The following is a 17,570-nucleotide window of genomic DNA, read 5'->3' as shown; positions in this document are numbered from 1 at the left end:
ATCACACACTTGATCAACCGACCAATGATCAGAACGTGATTGATCTATGACCCCTGTCACAAATGGAACGATATATCCAGGCGATTTCCCGGAAAACTGAGGAAAATTCGATCCGACAGTCGGAACGACCCGTCTGACGTGGCACAATAAGCCACATGACTGGACTTGGAGTACGACTCGTGGCGCGTCGCCATGTCGACTTCAAGCGTGTCTGCAGCGCGAGCTGTCTGCCGGGAAGCCTCCGGTAGATCGGCTCCCCCTTCCCGGAATCCAGCGCCAATCTGACGCTGTAAGAGCCGGTTCTCTGATATCGGAGGCGTGAGTCAGCCCCTCCCGCCTGCCCGCAAGACCCTTCAGGAGCGACCCCCATGACGTCGAGCACCGACGCCACCAGTTCCGATTCCGCTCACCGGCCCGAAAAGCCCGCTTCGGAACGTCGTGTGCGCGCGGATCGTCCCCGATCCGACGCGCCCGTCGCGCCGCGCGAGCGCACGGCCCGTCCGGTCAAGCGCAAGTCGGAAGGGCAGTGGGCGCTCGGCTACCGCGAGCCGCTCAATGCCAACGAGCAGTCCAAGAAGGACGACAACCCGCTCAACGTGCGCGCGCGCATCGAGAACATCTACTCGAAGCAGGGTTTCGACTCCATCGACAAGAGCGATCTGCGCGGCCGCATGCGCTGGTGGGGTCTCTACACCCAGCGCGAGCAGGGGTACGACGGCACCTTCACCGGCGACGAGAACATCGACATCCTCGAGGCCCGCTACTTCATGATGCGGGTGCGGTGCGACGCCGGCGCGCTGAACGTGAACCAGCTGCGGACCCTCGGCGGCATCTCCACCGAGTTCGGCCGCGACACCGCGGATCTGTCCGACCGTGAGAACGTCCAGTACCACTGGATCGAGATCGAGAACGTGCCGGAGATCTGGCGGCGGCTCGAGTCGGTCGGCCTGCACACCACCGAGGCGTGCGGCGACTGCCCGCGCGTGGTGCTCGGCTCCCCGCTCGCGGGTGAGTCGTTCGGTGAGGTGCTGGACCCGACCCCGGCCATCAACGAGATCGTCAAGCGCTACATCGGCAAGAAGGAATACTCCAACCTGCCGCGCAAGTTCAAGACCGCCATCTCCGGTCAGCAGGACGTGGTACACGAGATCAACGACGTCGCCTTCATCGGCGTCGTGCATCCCGAACACGGTCCGGGCCTTGACGTCTGGGTCGGCGGCGGCCTGTCCACCAACCCGATGCTGGCGCAGCGCCTCGGCGCGTTCGTGCCGCTCGACGAGGTGCCGGACGTGTGGGAAGCCATCGTCTCGCTCTACCGCGACTACGGCTACCGCCGCCTGCGGACCAAGGCGCGCATCAAGTTCCTGGTCAAGGACTGGGGCGTCGAGAAGTTCCGCGAGGTGCTCGAGACCGAGTACCTGAAGCGCAAGCTGATCGACGGCCCGGCCCCGGCCAAGCCGGAGCGCCCGATCGACCACATCGGCGTGCAGAAGCTGAAGAACGGGCTCAATGCCATCGGCTTCTCCCCCATCGCCGGTCGCGTCTCGGGCACCATCCTGACCCAGGTCGCGGATCTGGTGGAAGCCGTTGGCTCCGACCGCATTCGGTTCACGCCGTACCAGAAGCTGATCGTGCTCGACGTGCCCGACGACAAGGTCGAGTGGCTGATCGAGCAGATGCAGCCGCTGGGCCTGCACGGACGCCCCTCGCACTGGCGTCGGAATCTGCTGGCGTGCAGTGGTATCGAGTTCTGCAAGCTGTCCTTCACCGAGACCCGCAAGCGCTCCCAGGTGCTGGCCCCCGAGCTGGAACAGCGGCTCGCGGACATCAACGCCGACCTGGATGTGCCGATCACGGTGAACATCAACGGCTGCCCCAACTCCTGCGGCCGGTCCCAGATCGCCGACATCGGCTTCAAGGGTCAGCTCGTGGACGACGGCGACGGGAATCAAGTGGAGGGTTTCCAGGTTCACCTGGGCGGCTCCCTTGGCCTCGACTCCGGCTTCGGCCGAAAGCTGCGGCAGCACAAGGTGACCAGCGAAGAGCTGGGCGACTACATCGAGCGCGTGGTGCGCAACTTCGTCAAGAACCGTGATGAGGGTGAGCGTTTCGCGCAGTGGGCCGTCCGATCCGATGAAGCAGACCTGCGGTAGTTGGGAGAGATATCAATGACTACAACGAAACTCGCGGAAGACGAGCTGCGCGCCCTGGTCGAGAAGGGCAATGCCGAGCTCGGCCCGAACGCGACCGCGCAGGAACTGCTGCAGTGGACCGAGGACAACTTCGGCTCCAACTACATCGTGGCGTCCAACATGCAGGACGCCGTGCTGGTGCAGCTGGCCTCCCAGGTACGGCCCGGCGTCGACGTGCTGTTCCTCGACACCGGCTACCACTTCGCCGAGACCATCGGCACCCGTGACGCGGTGGAACTGGTGTACGGCGTGAACATCGTGAACGTCGAGCCGGAAAACACTGTCGCCGAACAGGATCAGCTGCTGGGCAAGGATCTGTTCGCCCGGGATGCCGCCGAATGCTGCCGCCTGCGCAAGGTGGTTCCCCTCAAGAAGTCCCTCGCCGGATACAACGCCTGGGTGACCGGCATCCGTCGAGTGGAGGCGCCGACTCGCGCCAACGCGCCCCTCCTCTCCTATGACGAGGGCTTCGGCCTGGTGAAGATCAATCCGATCGCCGCCTGGACCGATGACGAGATGGCCTCCTACATCGAGGCCAACGGAATTCTCGTCAATCCCCTTGTGGAAGAGGGCTATCCCTCGATCGGTTGCGCTCCGTGCACGCGGAAGCCGGAACCGGGATCCGACGCGCGATCCGGCCGCTGGGCCGGGCTCGCCAAGACCGAATGCGGGTTGCACGCCTCATGACCTCACTCGAGACTGAATTCGACACCCTGGCCGCGCTCGAATCCGAGTCCATCCACATCTTCCGTGAGGTGGCAGGCGAATTCGAGCGGCCGGTGATCCTCTTCTCCGGCGGCAAGGACTCCACCGTCCTGCTGCACCTGGCGATCAAGGCCTTCTGGCCCGCGCCGCTGCCGTTCGCGCTGCTGCACGTGGACACCGGGCACAACCTGCCCGAGGTCCTCGAGTTCCGCGACAAGGTGGTCGAGAAGTACGGCCTGCGACTGCATGTCGCGTCGGTCGAGGACTACCTCGCCGACGGCCGCCTGACCGAGCGCCCCGACGGGATCCGGAACCCGCTGCAGACCGTGCCGCTGCTGGACGCCATCAACGAGAACCGCTTCGACGCGGTCTTCGGTGGCGGCCGCCGCGACGAGGAGCGTTCGCGCGCCAAGGAGCGGATCTTCTCGCTGCGTGACGCGTTCGGGCGCTGGGACCCGAAGCGGCAGCGTCCGGAGCTGTGGAACCTGTACAACGGCAAGCACGCTCCGGGCGAGCACGTGCGCGTGTTCCCCATCTCCAACTGGACCGAACTCGACATCTGGCGCTACATCGCGCGGGAGGATGTGGAGCTGGCCAGCATCTACTACGCCCACGAGCGCCCGGTGTACCTGCGCGACGGCATGTGGATGACCCCCGGCACCTGGGGCGGCCCGGCCGACAACGAGGAGCTGTCGATCAAGTCGGTGCGCTACCGCACCGTCGGCGACGGATCCACCACCGGCGCAATTCTTTCCGAGGCCGCCGACAACGAGGCGATTCTCGCCGAGGTTGCCGCGTCCCGCCTCACCGAACGTGGCGCGACCCGCGGAGACGACCGTGTCTCCGAGGCCGCCATGGAAGACCGCAAGCGAGAGGGTTACTTCTGATGTCCGACCTATTGAGACTGGCCACCGCCGGATCGGTCGACGACGGCAAGTCCACCCTGGTCGGACGACTGCTGTACGACACGAAATCCGTACTCGCGGACCAGATCGACGCCGTCACCCGCGCGTCGGTCGACAAGGGTCTGTCGACTCCGGACCTGTCGCTGCTGGTGGACGGCCTGCGCGCCGAGCGCGAGCAGGGCATCACCATCGACGTGGCTTACCGCTACTTCGCCACGCCCAAGCGGTCTTTCGTGCTCGCCGACACCCCGGGACACGTGCAGTACACCCGCAACACGGTGTCCGGCGCGTCCACCGCGCAGCTGGTGATCCTGCTCGTCGATGCCCGCAAGGGTGTCATCGAGCAGACCCGCCGCCACGCCGCCGTGATGGCGCTGCTCGGCGTGCCGAAGCTGGTGCTGGCCGTGAACAAGATCGACCTGGTCGATGATCCGGCAGGCGTCTACGAGCGCATCACCTCCGAATTCGCGGAGCTGACCACGAAACTCGGCTGGGCCGCCGAGGATGTGCAGGAGATCCCGGTCTCCGCGCTGCACGGTGACAATGTCGCCTCGCGCTCGGAGAACACCCCGTACTACGACGGGCCCTCGCTCATCGAACACCTGGAATCGGTGCCGGTGGACGCGGACGCGCACCGCCACCAGGTCGGGCTGCGCTTCCCGGTGCAGTACGTGATCCGGCCGCGCACCGCCGACTACCCGGACTACCGCGGTTACGCGGGACAGGTTGCGGCGGGTCTGGTTTCGAAGGGCGACGAGGTCGTGGTGCTGCCGTCCGGCACCCGCACCACGGTCGAACGCATCGACACCCCCAACGGTGAACTCGCCTCCGCGCAGCCGGGCCGCAGCGTCACGCTGATCCTGGCCGACGATGTGGACGTCTCCCGCGGTGACGTGATCGCCGCGGCAGCCGACGCTCCCGAGCCGATCGACTCGTTCGACGCCACCGTGTGCTGGCTCGGCGACAAGCCGCTGCGGGCGGGCGCGCGCCTGCTGCTCAAGCACGGCACCCGCACCACCCAGGCGATCGTCGGCGCGCTCATCGAGCGTTTCGACGAGCAGCACCTGTCGGCGGATCCGAACCCGGAGTCGCTGGCGCTCAACGACATCGGCCGCATCTCGGTGCGCGTGGCCGACGCCATCGTGGCCGACGACTACAGCGTCAACCGGCACACCGGCTCGTTCCTGCTGATCGATCCGGCGGGCGGCAACACCCTCGCGGCCGGCCTGGTCGGCGACGCGCTGACCGCGGTCGAGGTCGGCACCGAGACCGAGTTCGGCTCGGAAGTCGGAGTCTGAGATGAATCCGCCCGGCAACGGCGCAGTTCCGGCCGTCCTGCCGGGCGGCGCATACCGCCTGCCCGCCTCGGCGCCGACCAGCCCCTCCGGGCTCGTCCCGCCGCAGGCGCGGTCGGCCGCCCCCGCGCTCATCGCGGTCGCACACGGCAGCCGCGATCCGCGCTCGGCCGCCACCATGCGGGCGGTGGTCGACCGCATCGCGGCCCAACGCCCGGATCTCGATGTGCGACTGGCTTTCCTGGACCTGAGCACCCCTTCGGTCGACCAGGTCGTGGATGCCGTTGCCGCCGACGGGCATTCGCACGCGATCGTGGTTCCGCTCCTGCTGGGCAGCGCATTCCACGCACGAGTCGACCTACCCGGCCTCCTGGACGAGGCCCGTGCCCGCCACCCACGCCTGCGCCTGACCCAGGCCGACGTCCTCGGCCCGGACCCGCACCTGATCATCGCCCTGCGCGACCGCGTCGTCGAGGCGCTCCACGCTGACAACTCCCCCCGCCATTCCGGCGGCGGAATCTCCCGTCATTCCGGCAGTGGCGCAGACTCCGCGCCACGACTTGGTATCGCCGTGGCCGCGGTGGGGTCTTCCAACGCGGCCGCCAACGCACGCACCGGTGACGTGGCACGCCTGCTCACCGCGCTGACCGGGTGGGACACCGAAATCTGCTTCGCCACCACCGATCCCACGCTCGACAAGGCGTTCGCCCGCCTGCGCGCCCGGGGCGCGGAGCGGATCCTGGTCGCGCCCTGGTTCCTGGCGCCGGGTCTGCTCACCGACCGGCTGCGGAACACGCTCCCGCATGTCCCGCACGCCGACACCATCGGCGCGCACCCGCTGCTGGCCGAGGTCGCGCTGGATCGCTACGCCACCGCCGCACTCCCGCTCGAACTCTCGGCCTGACGGCATTTCAGAATCCTGGCGTCGCGGGCCCGCAGGCCCTGTGCACGTTTGCGGCGCACTTGTGTAGGCGCGCAACGTAAGCCATGGTCGGGCCAACTCGCGCATCGATGTGGAGGTGGCAGGCCTCGGCGTAGTCGCGCAGGCGGCCGAAGGGGATCCAGTGGCGGTCGAAGAATTCGCCGATCACGAGGCGGCCGTGTGGGGACAGGACGCGGGATGCCTCGCGGAGGGCGGCGGTGGGGTCGTCGATTTCTCCCAGTGCGGTGACCATGTAGACGGCATCGAAAGTCGCGTCGGCGAAGGGCAATTCGCGGGCGTCGGCCAAAGTTGGTACGAGCCGGCCGAGATGTGCGGCGCGCCTGTGCACGTGGTCGAGCATTTCCTGTTGGATATCCACGACATCGAGGCGGCCGTGCGGACCGAGCTTGGGCACGATGCGCACGGTCTGGATGCCGGTGCCCGGACCGATCTCCAGCATTCGTTCATCGGCGCGAGGGCGTAGGAGGCGCTCGAGCCGATCGCCGCTCAAGCCCGGTAGCGGGAGGTCGAGGATGCGGTGTTGGGCGTAGGGGTAGGGGGCGCGATCGGTGTACCACCAGGCCGCTGCGGCCGCTGCGGCTCCGGCGGTGATCGCCAAACGGGTTGTGGTCGTGTTCATCTCAGTTGGTTCCTTCCGATGATTCGCGTCGGCGCAGCGCCAGGAACGTGCACACGCCCGCCAGTGCCAACTCCCCGACGGCACTCGCGACGGCTTGGGTGAAGTCCGCGCCGGGCCGGGCGGTGGTGATGTCGAACCAGGCGTCGAGCAGGGCGACGGTCGCGGTCGCGGTGGCCGCGATGCGGGCCAGTTCGTGGCCGCGGCTGACGTAGACGGCGGTGAGCAGGCAGCCGATGGTCAGCAGGAAGTCGAGACCGATCCAGGCGAGCGCCCAGTTCTGGACGCGGGTTTCGCTGGGCAGGGTGGCGGCCAGCAGCACGGTCCAGGGGACGAGGAAGACGGCGGAACCGCCGAGGGTCCACGTAACCCATTGCCGCACGCCGATATTCGAGCGCCGCACGAGGGGATTCGTTTGCATACCGCCACGGTACGATCGCAAAGAGATTTCTGCAAACATTTCTCTGCAAAGAAATCTCTGCTAATGTCGGCCCATGGTGAAACCTGCCGCCGACATGACGAGCGCCGAGCGCACCGCGCTCTACCGGACGCTGGCCCACCCCCTGCGGTCCCGCATCCTCCAGCAACTCGGCACGCACAGTGAGGTGAACTCCACGACGCTCGCCGAACTACTGGGCGAGAGCACCGGAACCACCAGCTATCACCTGCGCAAACTCGCCGAGTTGCGGCTCATCGAGGAGATTCCCGAGAAGTCCCGGGGTCGCGAACGATGGTGGCGCGCACTACCGTTCAGCCACACCACGCCCGACCCGGCCACCATGGAGCCCGCCGAGTACGCCGCGGCAGAGCATCTGGCGCAGCTGAAGATCGGCCGGGACGTCGACCGGCTGATCCGCGCGAACAAGGAATGGACCGGTCCGACGGGATGGGCGCAGGTCCAGCGGCACGGCTGCTACATGACCGCCGATCAACTCCAGACGTTCATGGACGAATACCGGGAACTGGTCGCGAGACACAGCTACGCCATGGTCGCCGACGCACCCCCGGAGGCCCGGCCGATGGCGGTGCGGCTCTTCGCCGTCCCCGAGGACACCGACCAGGACGCACCGAGGGATGCGCCGCTCAATCGACAGTGAGATTCGGATAGTCGGGCAGTGGATACTCGCTCTGCTTGCCGATCAGACGGGTCAGCAGAGCACGCAGCGGAGACAAGGGCCGCGAGGCCAGCACCTGAAACGCGGTGTTCAGAACGGCTACGCCACGACGGGTTTCGGGGTGACGCAGCCGGACCGAGGTCTCGGTACCCTTCTGGATCTCGGTGACCAGGGGGCGCAACAGCTCCTCGTAGCGATCGAAGGCCCGGGTGAGATCGGTTGGGATGGCGGTGATCTCACCGGCGAGCAGGTAGGCGCCGATGATCGCAAGCGCGGTGCCCATACCGGTCATGGGTGAGCCGCAATAAGCGGCATCGCCGAGCAGGACGACGCGCCCTTTGGACCAGTGCGGCATGCGGACGCGGGCCACTTCGTCGAAGTAGAAGTCGGGTGCGTCGGGCATCGCGTGCACGATGTCCGGGAGCACCCAACTGTCCCCGCTCAAGCGCTCGCGGATCAGCGCCTGCTGTGCGGCGAGGTCTCCGCGCAACGCATCGTCGACGGGAATGCGGGTGGAGATGATCGCCATCGAGGTCGCGGGGCTCGGATCGGGGCGCAACGCGACCATGCTGCCGGGGATGGAATGCACTCCGACCCAACCGGTTTCGAGCGTGGTATCCGGCGGCGTGGGGATGGTGAAGAAGCCGATGTAGGCCCCGAGGTATTCGGCGAACTGCGCGCGGGGGCCGAAGACCTTCTCGCGCAACGCGGAATTGAGGCCGTCCGCGCCGATCACCAGATCGAAGTCGGCGACGACCCCGGAGGCGAAGCGGACCTGCACCGCCCCGTCAATCTCGTCGAGATCGTCGACCCACTCACCGTAGCGGTAGTCGAGGGTCCCGGATTCTGCTGGGAGCGCCGCGATTTCGTCGAGCAGTACCTGATTGAGGTCGCCGCGGGTGATCTCGATGTCGGCGACGAGCCCCTCACCGCCGAACATCTCGGCGGGCAGCCGGGCGCGGGTGCGGCCCCGATCGTCGATGAACACCATGCCGCGCTCGTCGAGCTGCCGCTTGTGGATTCCGGGCATCAAACCTATCCGCTCGGCCACCTTGCGACTGGGCCCACGCAGATCGACGGCCTGCCCACCGGGACGTGGGACGGGCGCGCGTTCAACAACGGTGGTGTCGATGCCCGCGCGCAACAGCAGCAGCGCGACCGCATTACCCGCGATGCCGCCCCCGCAGACCAGAACACGAATCGGTCGAGACATGGTGAACCTCCCCGTCTGACGCCATGGATGAATCCAGTTTTCAGCAGCGATCCCGGTGCAACAAACCAATTTCCGCACCGCCCGGGGTGGCGGGCGCGGCACGCGGTGGCAGTCCTGATCCGTACCGGTCGGTCAGCGGGGTTGGGGGCCCGGTTCCGGGATCGGGAGGTAGGGGATGAGGGAGTGGGCGAGGTTGGTGATGGTCAGCGATTGCAGCCAGACGCGGCCGGGCCCGGTGAGAGCGGCCAGGAACAGGCCGTCGCCGCCGAAGAGGAGGTTGCGGACGCCGCGGATCATGGTGATGTCGAAATCGACCGAGGCGTCGAACAATCCGACATGGCCGGGGTGGACGCGCAGGGTTTCGCCGCGGGCGAGGTCGTAGGTGATGACCTCGCCGGAGAGCTCGACCCAGGCGTAGCCGTCACCGGAGAGGCGTTGCAGGGTGAAGCCGGAACCGCCGAAGATGCCCGCACCGAGGCGGCGCTGGAAGCTCAGGGCGACCCGGACATCACCTGCGGCGCACAGGAATCCGTGTCGATGGACCAGATATTGACGGTCCTTGTCGATTTGCAGGGGCAGGATCTGGCCCGGCAGTTTGGCGGCGAAGCTGACCCGGCCCGGCACCCGATGGGCGCTGTACTCGGTCATGAACAGCCCCGCCCCGGCCATGGCGCGGCGGACCGCGCCGAACACGCCGCCGGCCGCGCCGCGCGTGGAGGTGCTGAGCCGGATCGAGTCGGTCATCCAGGACAGTTGCCCGGCTTCGGCGATGAGTTGATCCCCTGGTTCGAGCGCGACCTCAAGGACCGGCATGACGGTTCCGCGGATTCGGGCATCCATCGGGTTCTCCCCTCCCACACAGCGACGGCTCCCGTCCAGTGTGCCTCGGAGCGGGGCGTGGCGTGATCGTTGCCGACTTGCCATCGGAACCATTCGGTGCGTAATTTAGGCTTTCCTTACCTAACAGAAGGCTCGACATGCTCCAGACCAGCGGCTCCCGGTACCACGCCGGGACGGCGGGAATCCCGCACGATTCGTGGCGCATCGTGTCCGCCTACGGTCTGCTGGCCACCGGCGCGCTCGCCGCCGCCGTCTGGATCGCCGCGCATGTCACCGCGAGTCCGGCGGTGCACACCGGCGGCGTGGTTGTGCACCTCGCTTCGCTGGCGCTGGGATTCGGCGGCGTGCTGGTCGCCGATTCCTTCGTCTTGCGCTGGGCGGCAGGACGTCTCGGGCTGGAGGAGGCGCTGGGGGCGGTGAGCCGGTTGCACGTTCCGATCTGGCTCGGGCTGGCCGGACTCGTCGCCAGCGGTTGCGTCTTGGAACCGAATCTGGCCTCGACCATGACCCGCACCAAGCCGACGCTGGTACTCATCCTGACGCTCAACGGGATTCAGGCCTACGGCTTGCAGCGGCGACTGCGGGCGCGCGGTGAACTCCCACTCACGCCGCGACTGCTCGCCTGGGGCGTGACCACCGGTGTGTTGTCACAGGTCTGCTGGTGGGGTGCGACCGCGATCGGCTTCCTCAACGCGCGGCGCTGAGCCTCGACTGCCGGGGCCGCCCGATACGCTGGGCGAATGATCAAGGCTGCGGTATTCGATGTGGGCGAGACGCTGATCGACGAGACACGCATCTGGTGTCGGTGGGCCGACCGGCTCGGCGTGCCGCGCTTCGCGTTTCTCGGCGTGATCGGCGGCATGGCGGCCACCGGGCGACCGCTCACCGACGCCTTCGAACTGGTGCGGCCGGGCATCGATGTCGAGGCCGAACAGCGCGCATGGGCGGCCGAGGAACCCGACAGCCTGCGCGTCAACTTCGACGGCGATGATCTGTATCCGGATGTGCGCCGGGCGCTGCGCGAGCTGCGGCGGCGCGGGATCACTGTCATCATCGCGGGAAATCAACCACCGCAGGCCAAATCGGCATTGGAGCGGATGGACCTGCCGGTCGACGCGGTCTACACCTCCGCCGAATGGGGGCTGGAGAAGCCAGATCCGAAGTTCTTCACCCGGGTCGCCGAGGCGGCGGGTGTCGCGCCCGCGGAGATCTGCTACATCGGCGATCGGGTCGACAATGATGTGCTGCCGGTGCTGGCGGCGGGCATGATGCCGGTGCTGATCCGGCGCGGGCCGTGGGGGTACCTGACTTCCGAGCTGCCGGACGCGGCCCGGGCAACGGTGATCGGCGGACTCGACGAGCTGCCGGACCTGCTGGCACCCGCCTGATCCGAATTAGATGACGCATCAAGTGTGACGGCCGTTTTCCGCCAGCGGCCGACTTCCCCGCGGCGTTGACTATGACATGTCAACGAAATCAGCTCTACCGCAAGGGGAATGCAGTCATGGATGCTCGGTTCGAGAACAAAGTCGTCCTGATCACCGGCGCCACCTCGGGAGTCGGTGCGGCCGTGGCCCGGCGGATCGCGGCCGAAGGCGGAGCCGTGGTGCTCGGGGCGCGCGGCAAGGAGGCCGGTGACCGGATGGCCGAGGAGATCCGCACCGCGGGCGGGCGCGCACTGTTCGTTCCCACCGACGTCACCGTCGAGGCCGATGTGGAACGCCTGACCAGCGCCGCGGTCAGCGAATTCGGGCGGCTGGACGCGGCTTTCAACAATGCCGGCGCCGTCAATGCCTTCGGACCCGTCCAGGACATCGACGCGGCCGGGTGGCGGGCCGACCTGGAACTCAACCTCACGGCCGTCTATTACGGTCTGCGCCACCAGGTCCCGGCGCTCGCGGCCACGGGCGGCGGGGCAATCCTCAACAATGCCTCCAACCTGGGCGTGGTCGGGATGGCGCAGGTCGCACCGTATGTGGCCGCCAAGCACGGAGTGGTGGGCCTGACCCGGGCCGTGGCGTTGGAAGGGGCCGACCGGTCGATCCGGGTGAACGCCTTGGTCTCCGGAGCGGTGGACACGCCCGCCTTCCGGAACTCGATGGGCGCGACCCCGGAAGGCGAGGCCGCCATCGCCGCCCTGCACCCGTTGGGCCGTATCTCCCGGCCCGACGAGATCGCCGCCTTCTGCGCCTACCTGCTCAGCGACGAGGCGAGCTTCATCACCGGCGCGGCCCTGGCCATCGACGGCGGCTTCACCGCCCGCTGACCGCCGCTCACCGCATCGCGACTGGCCCACCCCGCGCCCGGGCACTGGGAAAACACGGGGTGGGCCGGTCACTTTCGACGACGAGCGGAGCGGGGTTTGCAGGTCCCCTGCCCGCCCGTCGCCGGTCCGTGCGAGCGAGCCGCCGGCGGTCTCGCTCAAGGTCGGGGACGAGGTGGGGCGGGGTGGTCAGGCCCGCCGACCACCTACGTCGCCGTGGGGAGAGGGCAGGTGGTGGGACGCCACCGCCCCGTCTCCCCCGCAACCCGCACCGGCGTGTGGGACATCACGCCCGGTCCGGGGATAGTCGAAAAGTCTTCGCGCACAAGGCATCGACCCGACGCCGTCGCGAAACAACCGATCCCCGAGGATCAGTGCCGACAGCACCGGCACCTCCGCACTCCCTGCGCCGAATGACCGCGAAACAGCCTGCGACCACCAAGGTTCGGTCGACGCCATCGGGCAAGCACCGAACTCGACGACATGGCCCGCGGCTTCCGCGCGACGCACCGCACCAGCGGGCTGGTGGGAGAGCGGTGGGGTGAAGTTCGGCCCGCAGGCGGCTCGGCATTGGGCGATGGCGGATTCCCGAGACCGGTCGACGGTATCGTCCTCCGCGCCCGATCCGCCTTCACCCGCACACCGCCGCTCGGACTCTCGGGCGGGGCGCTCGAACTGGCCGGGCCGGGACTGCGTCGGCTGGTGGGATTCGCAGTAGCCCAGGGGATTACGGGTGGCCGCCGCCGAGGCACCCACCGCCGGACTCTGCGGGCCGGTCGCTGTCGGCCCTTGAGCGATGGCCGTCTGCGGGCCGCTTGAACCGGTGCGGCCGATCAGCGTGGGCCGGTGGGATTGGCAGTATTTCTCGGGATTACTTGTGGCCACCACCGCCACCTCCCCCGCCGCCGCCCGCGTGGCCGCCGCCACCCATGCCACCGCCACCACCCATTCCGCCGCCGCCCATGCCGCCACCGCCCATACCGCCGCCGCCCATTCCGCCGCCGGAGCCTCCCATGCCGCCGCCACCGCCGATACCGCCGCCCGTGCCGCCACCGGCGTGGCTGCCGCCGGGCGTGGAGCCTCCGGAACCGCCTGCGCCGCCGCCTGCGGGAGCACCGCCTCCCGCTTGGCCGCCACCGGGGTTGGAACCGCCGGGAGCTCCGCCGCCGGGATTGCCTGCGCCGCCGCCAGTTCCGCCGCCGCCGGTGCCGTTGCCTGCACCTGTTCCGCTGCCCGCGCCCGCACCGCTACCGGCGCCGGTACCGCTGCCCGCGCCTGCACCGCCCGGAGTCGAACCGCCGGGGTTGGAACCGCCCGGCGCTCCGGTGTGGGCACCGGCCGGGTCACCGGTCGTGCCGCCGCCTGCCGGGGCACCGCCGCCCGGGGTCGAACTGCCGGGAGTTCCACCGGAAGGCGTTCCGCCGGTGTTGGTTCCGCCGGGCGATCCACCCGGGGCCGCGCCGCCGTCGCCGGCCGTGCTGCCCGGTTGGGTACCGCCCGAGGTGCTGCCCGGCGTGGTTCCGCCGGGTTGGCCCGAGGCGGGCTGGCCGCTGCCCGGGTCTCCCGCGGCGGGTTGGCCGGTGCCGGGCTGCCCCGAGGCCGGTTGCCCCGCGCCCGGCTGACCTGCTGCGGGTTGACCGGAGGCGGGTTGACCCGCAGCAGGCTGACCGGCGGCAGGCTGGCCCGCGGCCGGTTGGCCGGTTGCGGGCTGACCGGTGCCGGGTGGGGTCACGCCCGGTGGGGTGCCGGGTTGGGTTGCGCCCGGGGCGGTTCCGACCGGGAGGGTGCCGGAGATCGGCTGGACGGTGCCGGGGACGCTGACGGTGGGGAGCTTGGAGAACGCGCCGACGGTCCAGGCGTAGTCCTGGAACGGGAGCGGGTTGGTGAACTGGGCCGGGTTGGCGTAGGTCACCGGATCCGGTGCGAGGGCGCGGGTTTCGCAGTGGGTGCCGCCGTTGGTGGTGTCGACCGGGCGGCCGTTGACCCACGTCGAGGTGACGGTCGGGGCGACGGGGACGTAGGCGCGGACGGCGGCCACGGTGGAGACGGCGTGGGGGTGGGATCCGGGCGGTGCGGCGGCATCTTCGAGCACGATGACGTCACCCGTGCCGAGGACGGCCGCACCCGACGGCGGGTCGGTGGGTTCGGGCGCGGCCTGTAGGCCGGGTGGCCCGGCGACCGGACCGCCGAGCACGGTGGCGGCGGACATGGCCAGCGCGGAAGCGACTGCGGCACCGGAGATCACGGCGGCGCGTGGCGCGTAGCGACCGATGGCCGAGCCGGTGTCGATGCTGCGGAACGCGGCAATGGCCGCACCCACCGCGGCGGTGTGCGCCGGATCGGGCGAGATGACAACCGGCCGGCCGAGGTCGGCCAATACGCGCGCCACCTCGGCGGGGCGGGCCGCACCACCGGTCAGCAGCACTCGATCGATTTCGTCCATGTGCAGCCCGGCCCGGTGCACGACCGAGCGGACCAGCCGCAGCGAATTGCGAATGTGCCAGCTGCGCAAGCGATTCGTGTCCGAGGCCGGTACCACGGCCGAGACCGGCTGGGTCGTGTTCGGCGCGATGCTGCGGGCGTAGCGGGCGAGCAGCGTGCCGAGCGGACGGCCGCCGTACTCGTGTGAGCGTTCGGCGCGGCCGAGGATGCCGCGTTCGTCGACGTCCGCCTCGGTGCGCACCACGGCCAGGTCGAGACTGTTGCCGCCGAGGTCGTAGACCAGGGTGAGCCCGGATTCGGAGATGCCGTATTCATTGTCGAGCCATTCGACCGCCGCCACCGGTTCGGGCATGAGCGTGACGTCCGCCGAGCCGGACCAGTCCAGCGCCCGCCGCAATCGCGTGACGTGTTTGTCCGAATAGCAAGCGGGATAGGTGGTTACGGCGGGGGCCTCGGGCGCGTTCGTCTCGATGAGCCCGTTCACCACCGCGGCCACCAGATCGGCCGGGGACCAGATGCGGCCGCCGATCACTACCGGGTCCGGCTCGGACGTGAGATCGGCGAAGTCGGTGACCACCGGGGCGAACCGGGGAATTCCCCCGATATGTGGGCCGCCGGCGCTGTCGAAGGTGACAGCCGTCCGGCGAACACGCACCGCGGGCCGGTTCCGATCACCGTCCGTTGTCGCCCAGACAGAGTTCACTGTGCCGATGCTCATGCCAAAGCCAACTGTCATCGCTATCCCGTCAACGCACCGAGACCACGGCCTCCACGGGCGTACCAACCATGTGGTCGCGGTCGTTTACCAAACAGCTGGTTCAGGTTAACTGGCGTTAGCGGGGGATGAATATCGAATCGGGGGAAAAGATTTCGCGTCCAGTAGCGAAGGTGGCGAATCTACTGGTCAGGCAATATCTCCAGCAAGATCGAATCCAACTGCGAGACAAAAGCAACCGAACAGTCTTTCTCGGTGGCTACAGTGCAGCGAACAATTAATTCATACCAACCGGTAGGCAAGTGGTGTCCGAAAAACAAAACCGCAACGTCAGTTTCGGAGTGTGAATTACCGATCACTGGTCGGTAGCTACCCGGGAATCCCCCACGCGGGCCGCTTCACCGTCCGTGATTCGCGACGAAATCTTCTCTACTACCGTTGATGTCGTTCCGAGCAAACGCGGCATTACAACTCGCACAACGACATCGGTATGTTGCGTACGCGGACAACAAGAGCATTCGCAGCCGAGGCCGCACCGGATGCGTTGCGTGGCGCAAAATGTCAGCGGATCCGGCACGGGGACGGCACGGCGATGCGCCCGGGTCGTCCCGAAATGAGTGGATTCCGGCCAAAAACACGCCGGAATGACGAAAGACCGCCGTACGCGTAGGGATTCGCGTACGGCGGCCTGTATCACGTATGCCGGCCGATATACCGACCGGAAGTCCGGTTACCGCCGCACGAGCAGCGGCAGCTTACGGCGCGAACGGTTCACCGCGCCGCCACGGATGGCGTGCGGCTGGCGTCCACCGACCAGTCGGTCGAAATCGCCTGCGCTCCGGCCGGGTTGGGTCAACCGACCGGCATTGAAATCGTCCACGAGCTGCCGCACGGTCTGCTGCGCACAGGACTTGTTGGTACCGATGAAGCCGGTCGGCCCACGCTTGATCCAGCCGGTGACATAGGTACCGGGAACCACCGCGCCGCCGGACTCCTCGGTCACCCGGCCGTCGGTGTTGGGGATGATCCCGGACCGCTCGTCGAACGGCAGACCTTCCAACGCGACACCGCGATATCCGACCGAGGCGAGCACCAGCCCGGCGTCGAGAGTCTCGACATCCTCGGTGGCGACCGCGTGCACCCGGCCGTCATCGCCGGTGACGAGCTCGTTGCGCACCACCTCGACCCCGGTCACCCGGTCCACCCCGGCGATCGCCGTGGGCGCGGACAGGTACCGCAACACGATCCGCTTACGGCCGGTCACGGGCCGATCGGCCAAGCCGCGCAACAGCTTCAGCTTGTGCTCGACCTTCTGCGACATGCCCTCGACGGGTTCGGGAATCTCGCCCTCGACCACGATGTCGACATCGGCACCCAGCAGGCCCACGAATTCCGGCACGGTGAAGGCGGATTCGGCCGGACCACGCCGGCCGAGGATCACGACTTCCTCGATATTGCTGCGCCGCAATGCGGTCAGCGCCCGCTGCGACACCTCGGTCCCGGCCAGCAGCTCGGGATCGCTGGTCAGGATGCGCGCCACGTCCAGCGCCACATTGCCGTTGCCGACGATGACCGCGCGCCGCTGCGACAGGTCGAAGTGCCGCGACGCCTGCGCCGGATGGCCGTTGTACCAGGCCACGAAGTCGGTCGCGGAGACGCTGCCGGGCAGCCCCTCCCCGGCGATGCCGAGCTTGCGATCCGAGGACGCGCCGACGGCGTAGATCACCGCGTGATGGTGCGCCAGCAGCTCCTCGTGCGAAACATGCTCGCCCACATTCACATTCAGGTAGGAGCCGAATCCCGGCTGCGCCGAGATGACGTCGAAGAGCTCGCTCACCTTGCGGGTCTTGGTGTGATCGGGTGCGACACCGAAGCGTGCCAGGCCGTAGGGCGTGGTCACCCGGTCGAACACGGTCACCGAAACGCCGGGCTGCGTGAGCAATTCGTCGGCCGCGTACATGGCCGACGGGCCCGACCCGATGACGGCCACCCGCAACGGCTCCCGCCGCTTGATCTCGGCCGCCGGAATCGGCTGCGCCAGCAGCGGCCGCGGCCGCTCCTGACGGTAGAAGTCGGCATTGATCTCGATGAACGGAAGCTGTTCGTCCGTCAGCTTTTTCGTCGAGGTGATGGCATCGACCGGGCAGGCGGTGGCGCATGCGCCACAGTCCACGCACGCCTGCGGGTCGACGTAGAGCATCTCCGCGGTCAGGAAGTCGGGCTCATCCGGCGTCGGATGGATGCAGTTGACCGGGCAGGCGTAGACGCACGAGGCGTCGCTGCAACAGGATTGGGTGACAACGTACGGCATTGGACGCTCCCCTTT

16 protein-coding genes are annotated in these 17,570 nt (G+C 68.3%); 10 read left to right on the top strand and 6 right to left on the bottom strand.

Annotation, left to right across the window (positions count from 1 at the left end; genetic code table 11):
• Positions 1–155: 155 nt before the first annotated feature.
• From ACFXHA_RS27260 to ACFXHA_RS27235, 6 genes are all read left to right on the top strand, one after another.
• The gene (locus ACFXHA_RS27260; protein WP_354835468.1) at positions 156–248 is read left to right on the top strand and encodes an Ms4527A family Cys-rich leader peptide; all 93 of its coding nucleotides are present in this window, start codon (positions 156–158) and stop codon (positions 246–248) included.
• Positions 249–368: 120 nt separating this feature from the next.
• A complete protein-coding gene (locus tag ACFXHA_RS27255) occupies positions 369–2,153 on the top strand; it encodes a nitrite/sulfite reductase (protein ID WP_379361531.1) in 1,785 nt (594 codons plus the stop codon).
• A 15-nt stretch (positions 2,154–2,168) separates the two neighbouring features.
• A complete protein-coding gene (locus tag ACFXHA_RS27250) occupies positions 2,169–2,879 on the top strand; it encodes a phosphoadenylyl-sulfate reductase (protein ID WP_379361529.1) in 711 nt (236 codons plus the stop codon).
• Positions 2,858–3,784, top strand: coding sequence for a sulfate adenylyltransferase subunit CysD (cysD, locus tag ACFXHA_RS27245; protein WP_379361527.1), 927 nt, complete (start codon positions 2,858–2,860; stop codon positions 3,782–3,784). The genes ACFXHA_RS27250 and cysD overlap by 22 nt, the downstream gene beginning before the upstream one ends.
• A complete protein-coding gene (locus ACFXHA_RS27240) occupies positions 3,784–5,100 on the top strand; it encodes a sulfate adenylyltransferase subunit 1 (protein ID WP_379361525.1) in 1,317 nt (438 codons plus the stop codon). The genes cysD and ACFXHA_RS27240 overlap by 1 nt, the downstream gene beginning before the upstream one ends.
• 175 nt (positions 5,101–5,275) lie before the next feature.
• Positions 5,276–6,001, top strand: a complete 726-nt coding sequence (locus ACFXHA_RS27235; protein ID WP_379361628.1) for a sirohydrochlorin chelatase — start codon at positions 5,276–5,278, stop codon at positions 5,999–6,001.
• 7 nt (positions 6,002–6,008) lie between these two features.
• On the opposite strand, the gene ACFXHA_RS27230 is transcribed toward ACFXHA_RS27235, so the two are convergent.
• Both ACFXHA_RS27230 and ACFXHA_RS27225 read right to left on the bottom strand, forming a co-directional pair.
• Positions 6,009–6,659, bottom strand: a complete 651-nt coding sequence (locus tag ACFXHA_RS27230; RefSeq protein ID WP_379361523.1) for a class I SAM-dependent methyltransferase — start codon at positions 6,657–6,659, stop codon at positions 6,009–6,011.
• A 1-nt stretch (position 6,660) separates the two neighbouring features.
• On the bottom strand, positions 6,661–7,077 hold the full coding sequence (locus ACFXHA_RS27225) for a hypothetical protein (RefSeq protein ID WP_379361521.1): 417 nt from the start codon (positions 7,075–7,077) through the stop codon (positions 6,661–6,663).
• A 73-nt stretch (positions 7,078–7,150) separates the two neighbouring features.
• Between ACFXHA_RS27225 and ACFXHA_RS27220 the strand changes: the two genes are divergently transcribed.
• Positions 7,151–7,753, top strand: a complete 603-nt coding sequence (locus ACFXHA_RS27220; RefSeq protein ID WP_379361519.1) for an ArsR/SmtB family transcription factor — start codon at positions 7,151–7,153, stop codon at positions 7,751–7,753.
• On the opposite strand, the gene ACFXHA_RS27215 is transcribed toward ACFXHA_RS27220, so the two are convergent.
• Positions 7,740–8,984, bottom strand: a complete 1,245-nt coding sequence (locus ACFXHA_RS27215) for an FAD-dependent monooxygenase (RefSeq protein WP_379361517.1) — start codon at positions 8,982–8,984, stop codon at positions 7,740–7,742. The two genes, ACFXHA_RS27220 and ACFXHA_RS27215, sit on opposite strands and share 14 nt — an antisense overlap.
• A gap of 132 nt (positions 8,985–9,116) precedes the next feature.
• Complete coding sequence (locus tag ACFXHA_RS27210; protein WP_379361515.1) at positions 9,117–9,824, bottom strand: TIGR00266 family protein; 708 nt, start codon at positions 9,822–9,824, stop codon at positions 9,117–9,119.
• Between the two features lie 137 nt (positions 9,825–9,961).
• Here ACFXHA_RS27210 and ACFXHA_RS27205 point away from each other — a divergent pair, with 137 nt between their 5' ends.
• From ACFXHA_RS27205 to ACFXHA_RS27195, 3 genes are all read left to right on the top strand, one after another.
• Positions 9,962–10,528: a hypothetical protein gene (locus tag ACFXHA_RS27205; protein ID WP_379361513.1), complete on the top strand. Its 567-nt coding sequence runs from the start codon at positions 9,962–9,964 to the stop codon at positions 10,526–10,528.
• 36 nt (positions 10,529–10,564) lie between these two features.
• The gene (locus ACFXHA_RS27200) at positions 10,565–11,212 is read left to right on the top strand and encodes an HAD family hydrolase (protein WP_379361511.1); all 648 of its coding nucleotides are present in this window, start codon (positions 10,565–10,567) and stop codon (positions 11,210–11,212) included.
• 116 nt (positions 11,213–11,328) lie between these two features.
• A complete protein-coding gene (locus ACFXHA_RS27195; protein WP_379361509.1) occupies positions 11,329–12,090 on the top strand; it encodes an SDR family NAD(P)-dependent oxidoreductase in 762 nt (253 codons plus the stop codon).
• 868 nt (positions 12,091–12,958) lie between these two features.
• Here ACFXHA_RS27195 and ACFXHA_RS27190 read toward each other — a convergent pair.
• Positions 12,959–15,247 carry a hypothetical protein gene (locus tag ACFXHA_RS27190; protein WP_379361507.1) on the bottom strand — a complete coding sequence of 763 codons (2,289 nt, stop codon included), beginning with the start codon at positions 15,245–15,247 and terminating at the stop codon, positions 12,959–12,961.
• Between the two features lie 727 nt (positions 15,248–15,974).
• Positions 15,975–17,555 carry an FAD-dependent oxidoreductase gene (locus ACFXHA_RS27185; RefSeq protein ID WP_379361505.1) on the bottom strand — a complete coding sequence of 527 codons (1,581 nt, stop codon included), beginning with the start codon at positions 17,553–17,555 and terminating at the stop codon, positions 15,975–15,977.
• Positions 17,556–17,570 lie beyond the last annotated feature (15 nt).

It is taken from the genome of Nocardia sp. NPDC059240, from assembly GCF_042753865.1.
Lineage (GTDB): Bacteria > Actinomycetota > Actinomycetes > Mycobacteriales > Mycobacteriaceae > Nocardia.
Note: the sequence above shows the minus strand (reverse complement) of the source record. Positions and strands in the feature narration are given on the sequence as shown.

What these genes read in the sequence shown, in the direction of transcription:
- ACFXHA_RS27195 (WP_379361509.1), top strand. Translation starts at nt 11,329, where the DNA reads ATGGATGCTCGGTTCGAGAACAAAGTCGTCCTGATCACCGGCGCCACC.
- ACFXHA_RS27200 (WP_379361511.1), top strand. Translation starts at nt 10,565, where the DNA reads ATGATCAAGGCTGCGGTATTCGATGTGGGCGAGACGCTGATCGACGAG.
- ACFXHA_RS27230 (WP_379361523.1), bottom strand. Translation starts at nt 6,659, where the DNA reads ATGAACACGACCACAACCCGTTTGGCGATCACCGCCGGAGCCGCAGCG.
- ACFXHA_RS27190 (WP_379361507.1), bottom strand. Translation starts at nt 15,247, where the DNA reads ATGAGCATCGGCACAGTGAACTCTGTCTGGGCGACAACGGACGGTGAT.
- ACFXHA_RS27240 (WP_379361525.1), top strand. Translation starts at nt 3,784, where the DNA reads ATGTCCGACCTATTGAGACTGGCCACCGCCGGATCGGTCGACGACGGC.
- ACFXHA_RS27250 (WP_379361529.1), top strand. Translation starts at nt 2,169, where the DNA reads ATGACTACAACGAAACTCGCGGAAGACGAGCTGCGCGCCCTGGTCGAG.
- cysD (WP_379361527.1), top strand. Translation starts at nt 2,858, where the DNA reads ATGCGGGTTGCACGCCTCATGACCTCACTCGAGACTGAATTCGACACC.
- ACFXHA_RS27215 (WP_379361517.1), bottom strand. Translation starts at nt 8,984, where the DNA reads ATGTCTCGACCGATTCGTGTTCTGGTCTGCGGGGGCGGCATCGCGGGT.
- ACFXHA_RS27185 (WP_379361505.1), bottom strand. Translation starts at nt 17,555, where the DNA reads ATGCCGTACGTTGTCACCCAATCCTGTTGCAGCGACGCCTCGTGCGTC.
- ACFXHA_RS27255 (WP_379361531.1), top strand. Translation starts at nt 369, where the DNA reads ATGACGTCGAGCACCGACGCCACCAGTTCCGATTCCGCTCACCGGCCC.
- ACFXHA_RS27205 (WP_379361513.1), top strand. Translation starts at nt 9,962, where the DNA reads ATGCTCCAGACCAGCGGCTCCCGGTACCACGCCGGGACGGCGGGAATC.
- ACFXHA_RS27260 (WP_354835468.1), top strand. Translation starts at nt 156, where the DNA reads ATGACTGGACTTGGAGTACGACTCGTGGCGCGTCGCCATGTCGACTTC.
- ACFXHA_RS27225 (WP_379361521.1), bottom strand. Translation starts at nt 7,077, where the DNA reads ATGCAAACGAATCCCCTCGTGCGGCGCTCGAATATCGGCGTGCGGCAA.
- ACFXHA_RS27235 (WP_379361628.1), top strand. Translation starts at nt 5,276, where the DNA reads ATGCGGGCGGTGGTCGACCGCATCGCGGCCCAACGCCCGGATCTCGAT.
- ACFXHA_RS27220 (WP_379361519.1), top strand. Translation starts at nt 7,151, where the DNA reads ATGGTGAAACCTGCCGCCGACATGACGAGCGCCGAGCGCACCGCGCTC.
- ACFXHA_RS27210 (WP_379361515.1), bottom strand. Translation starts at nt 9,824, where the DNA reads ATGGATGCCCGAATCCGCGGAACCGTCATGCCGGTCCTTGAGGTCGCG.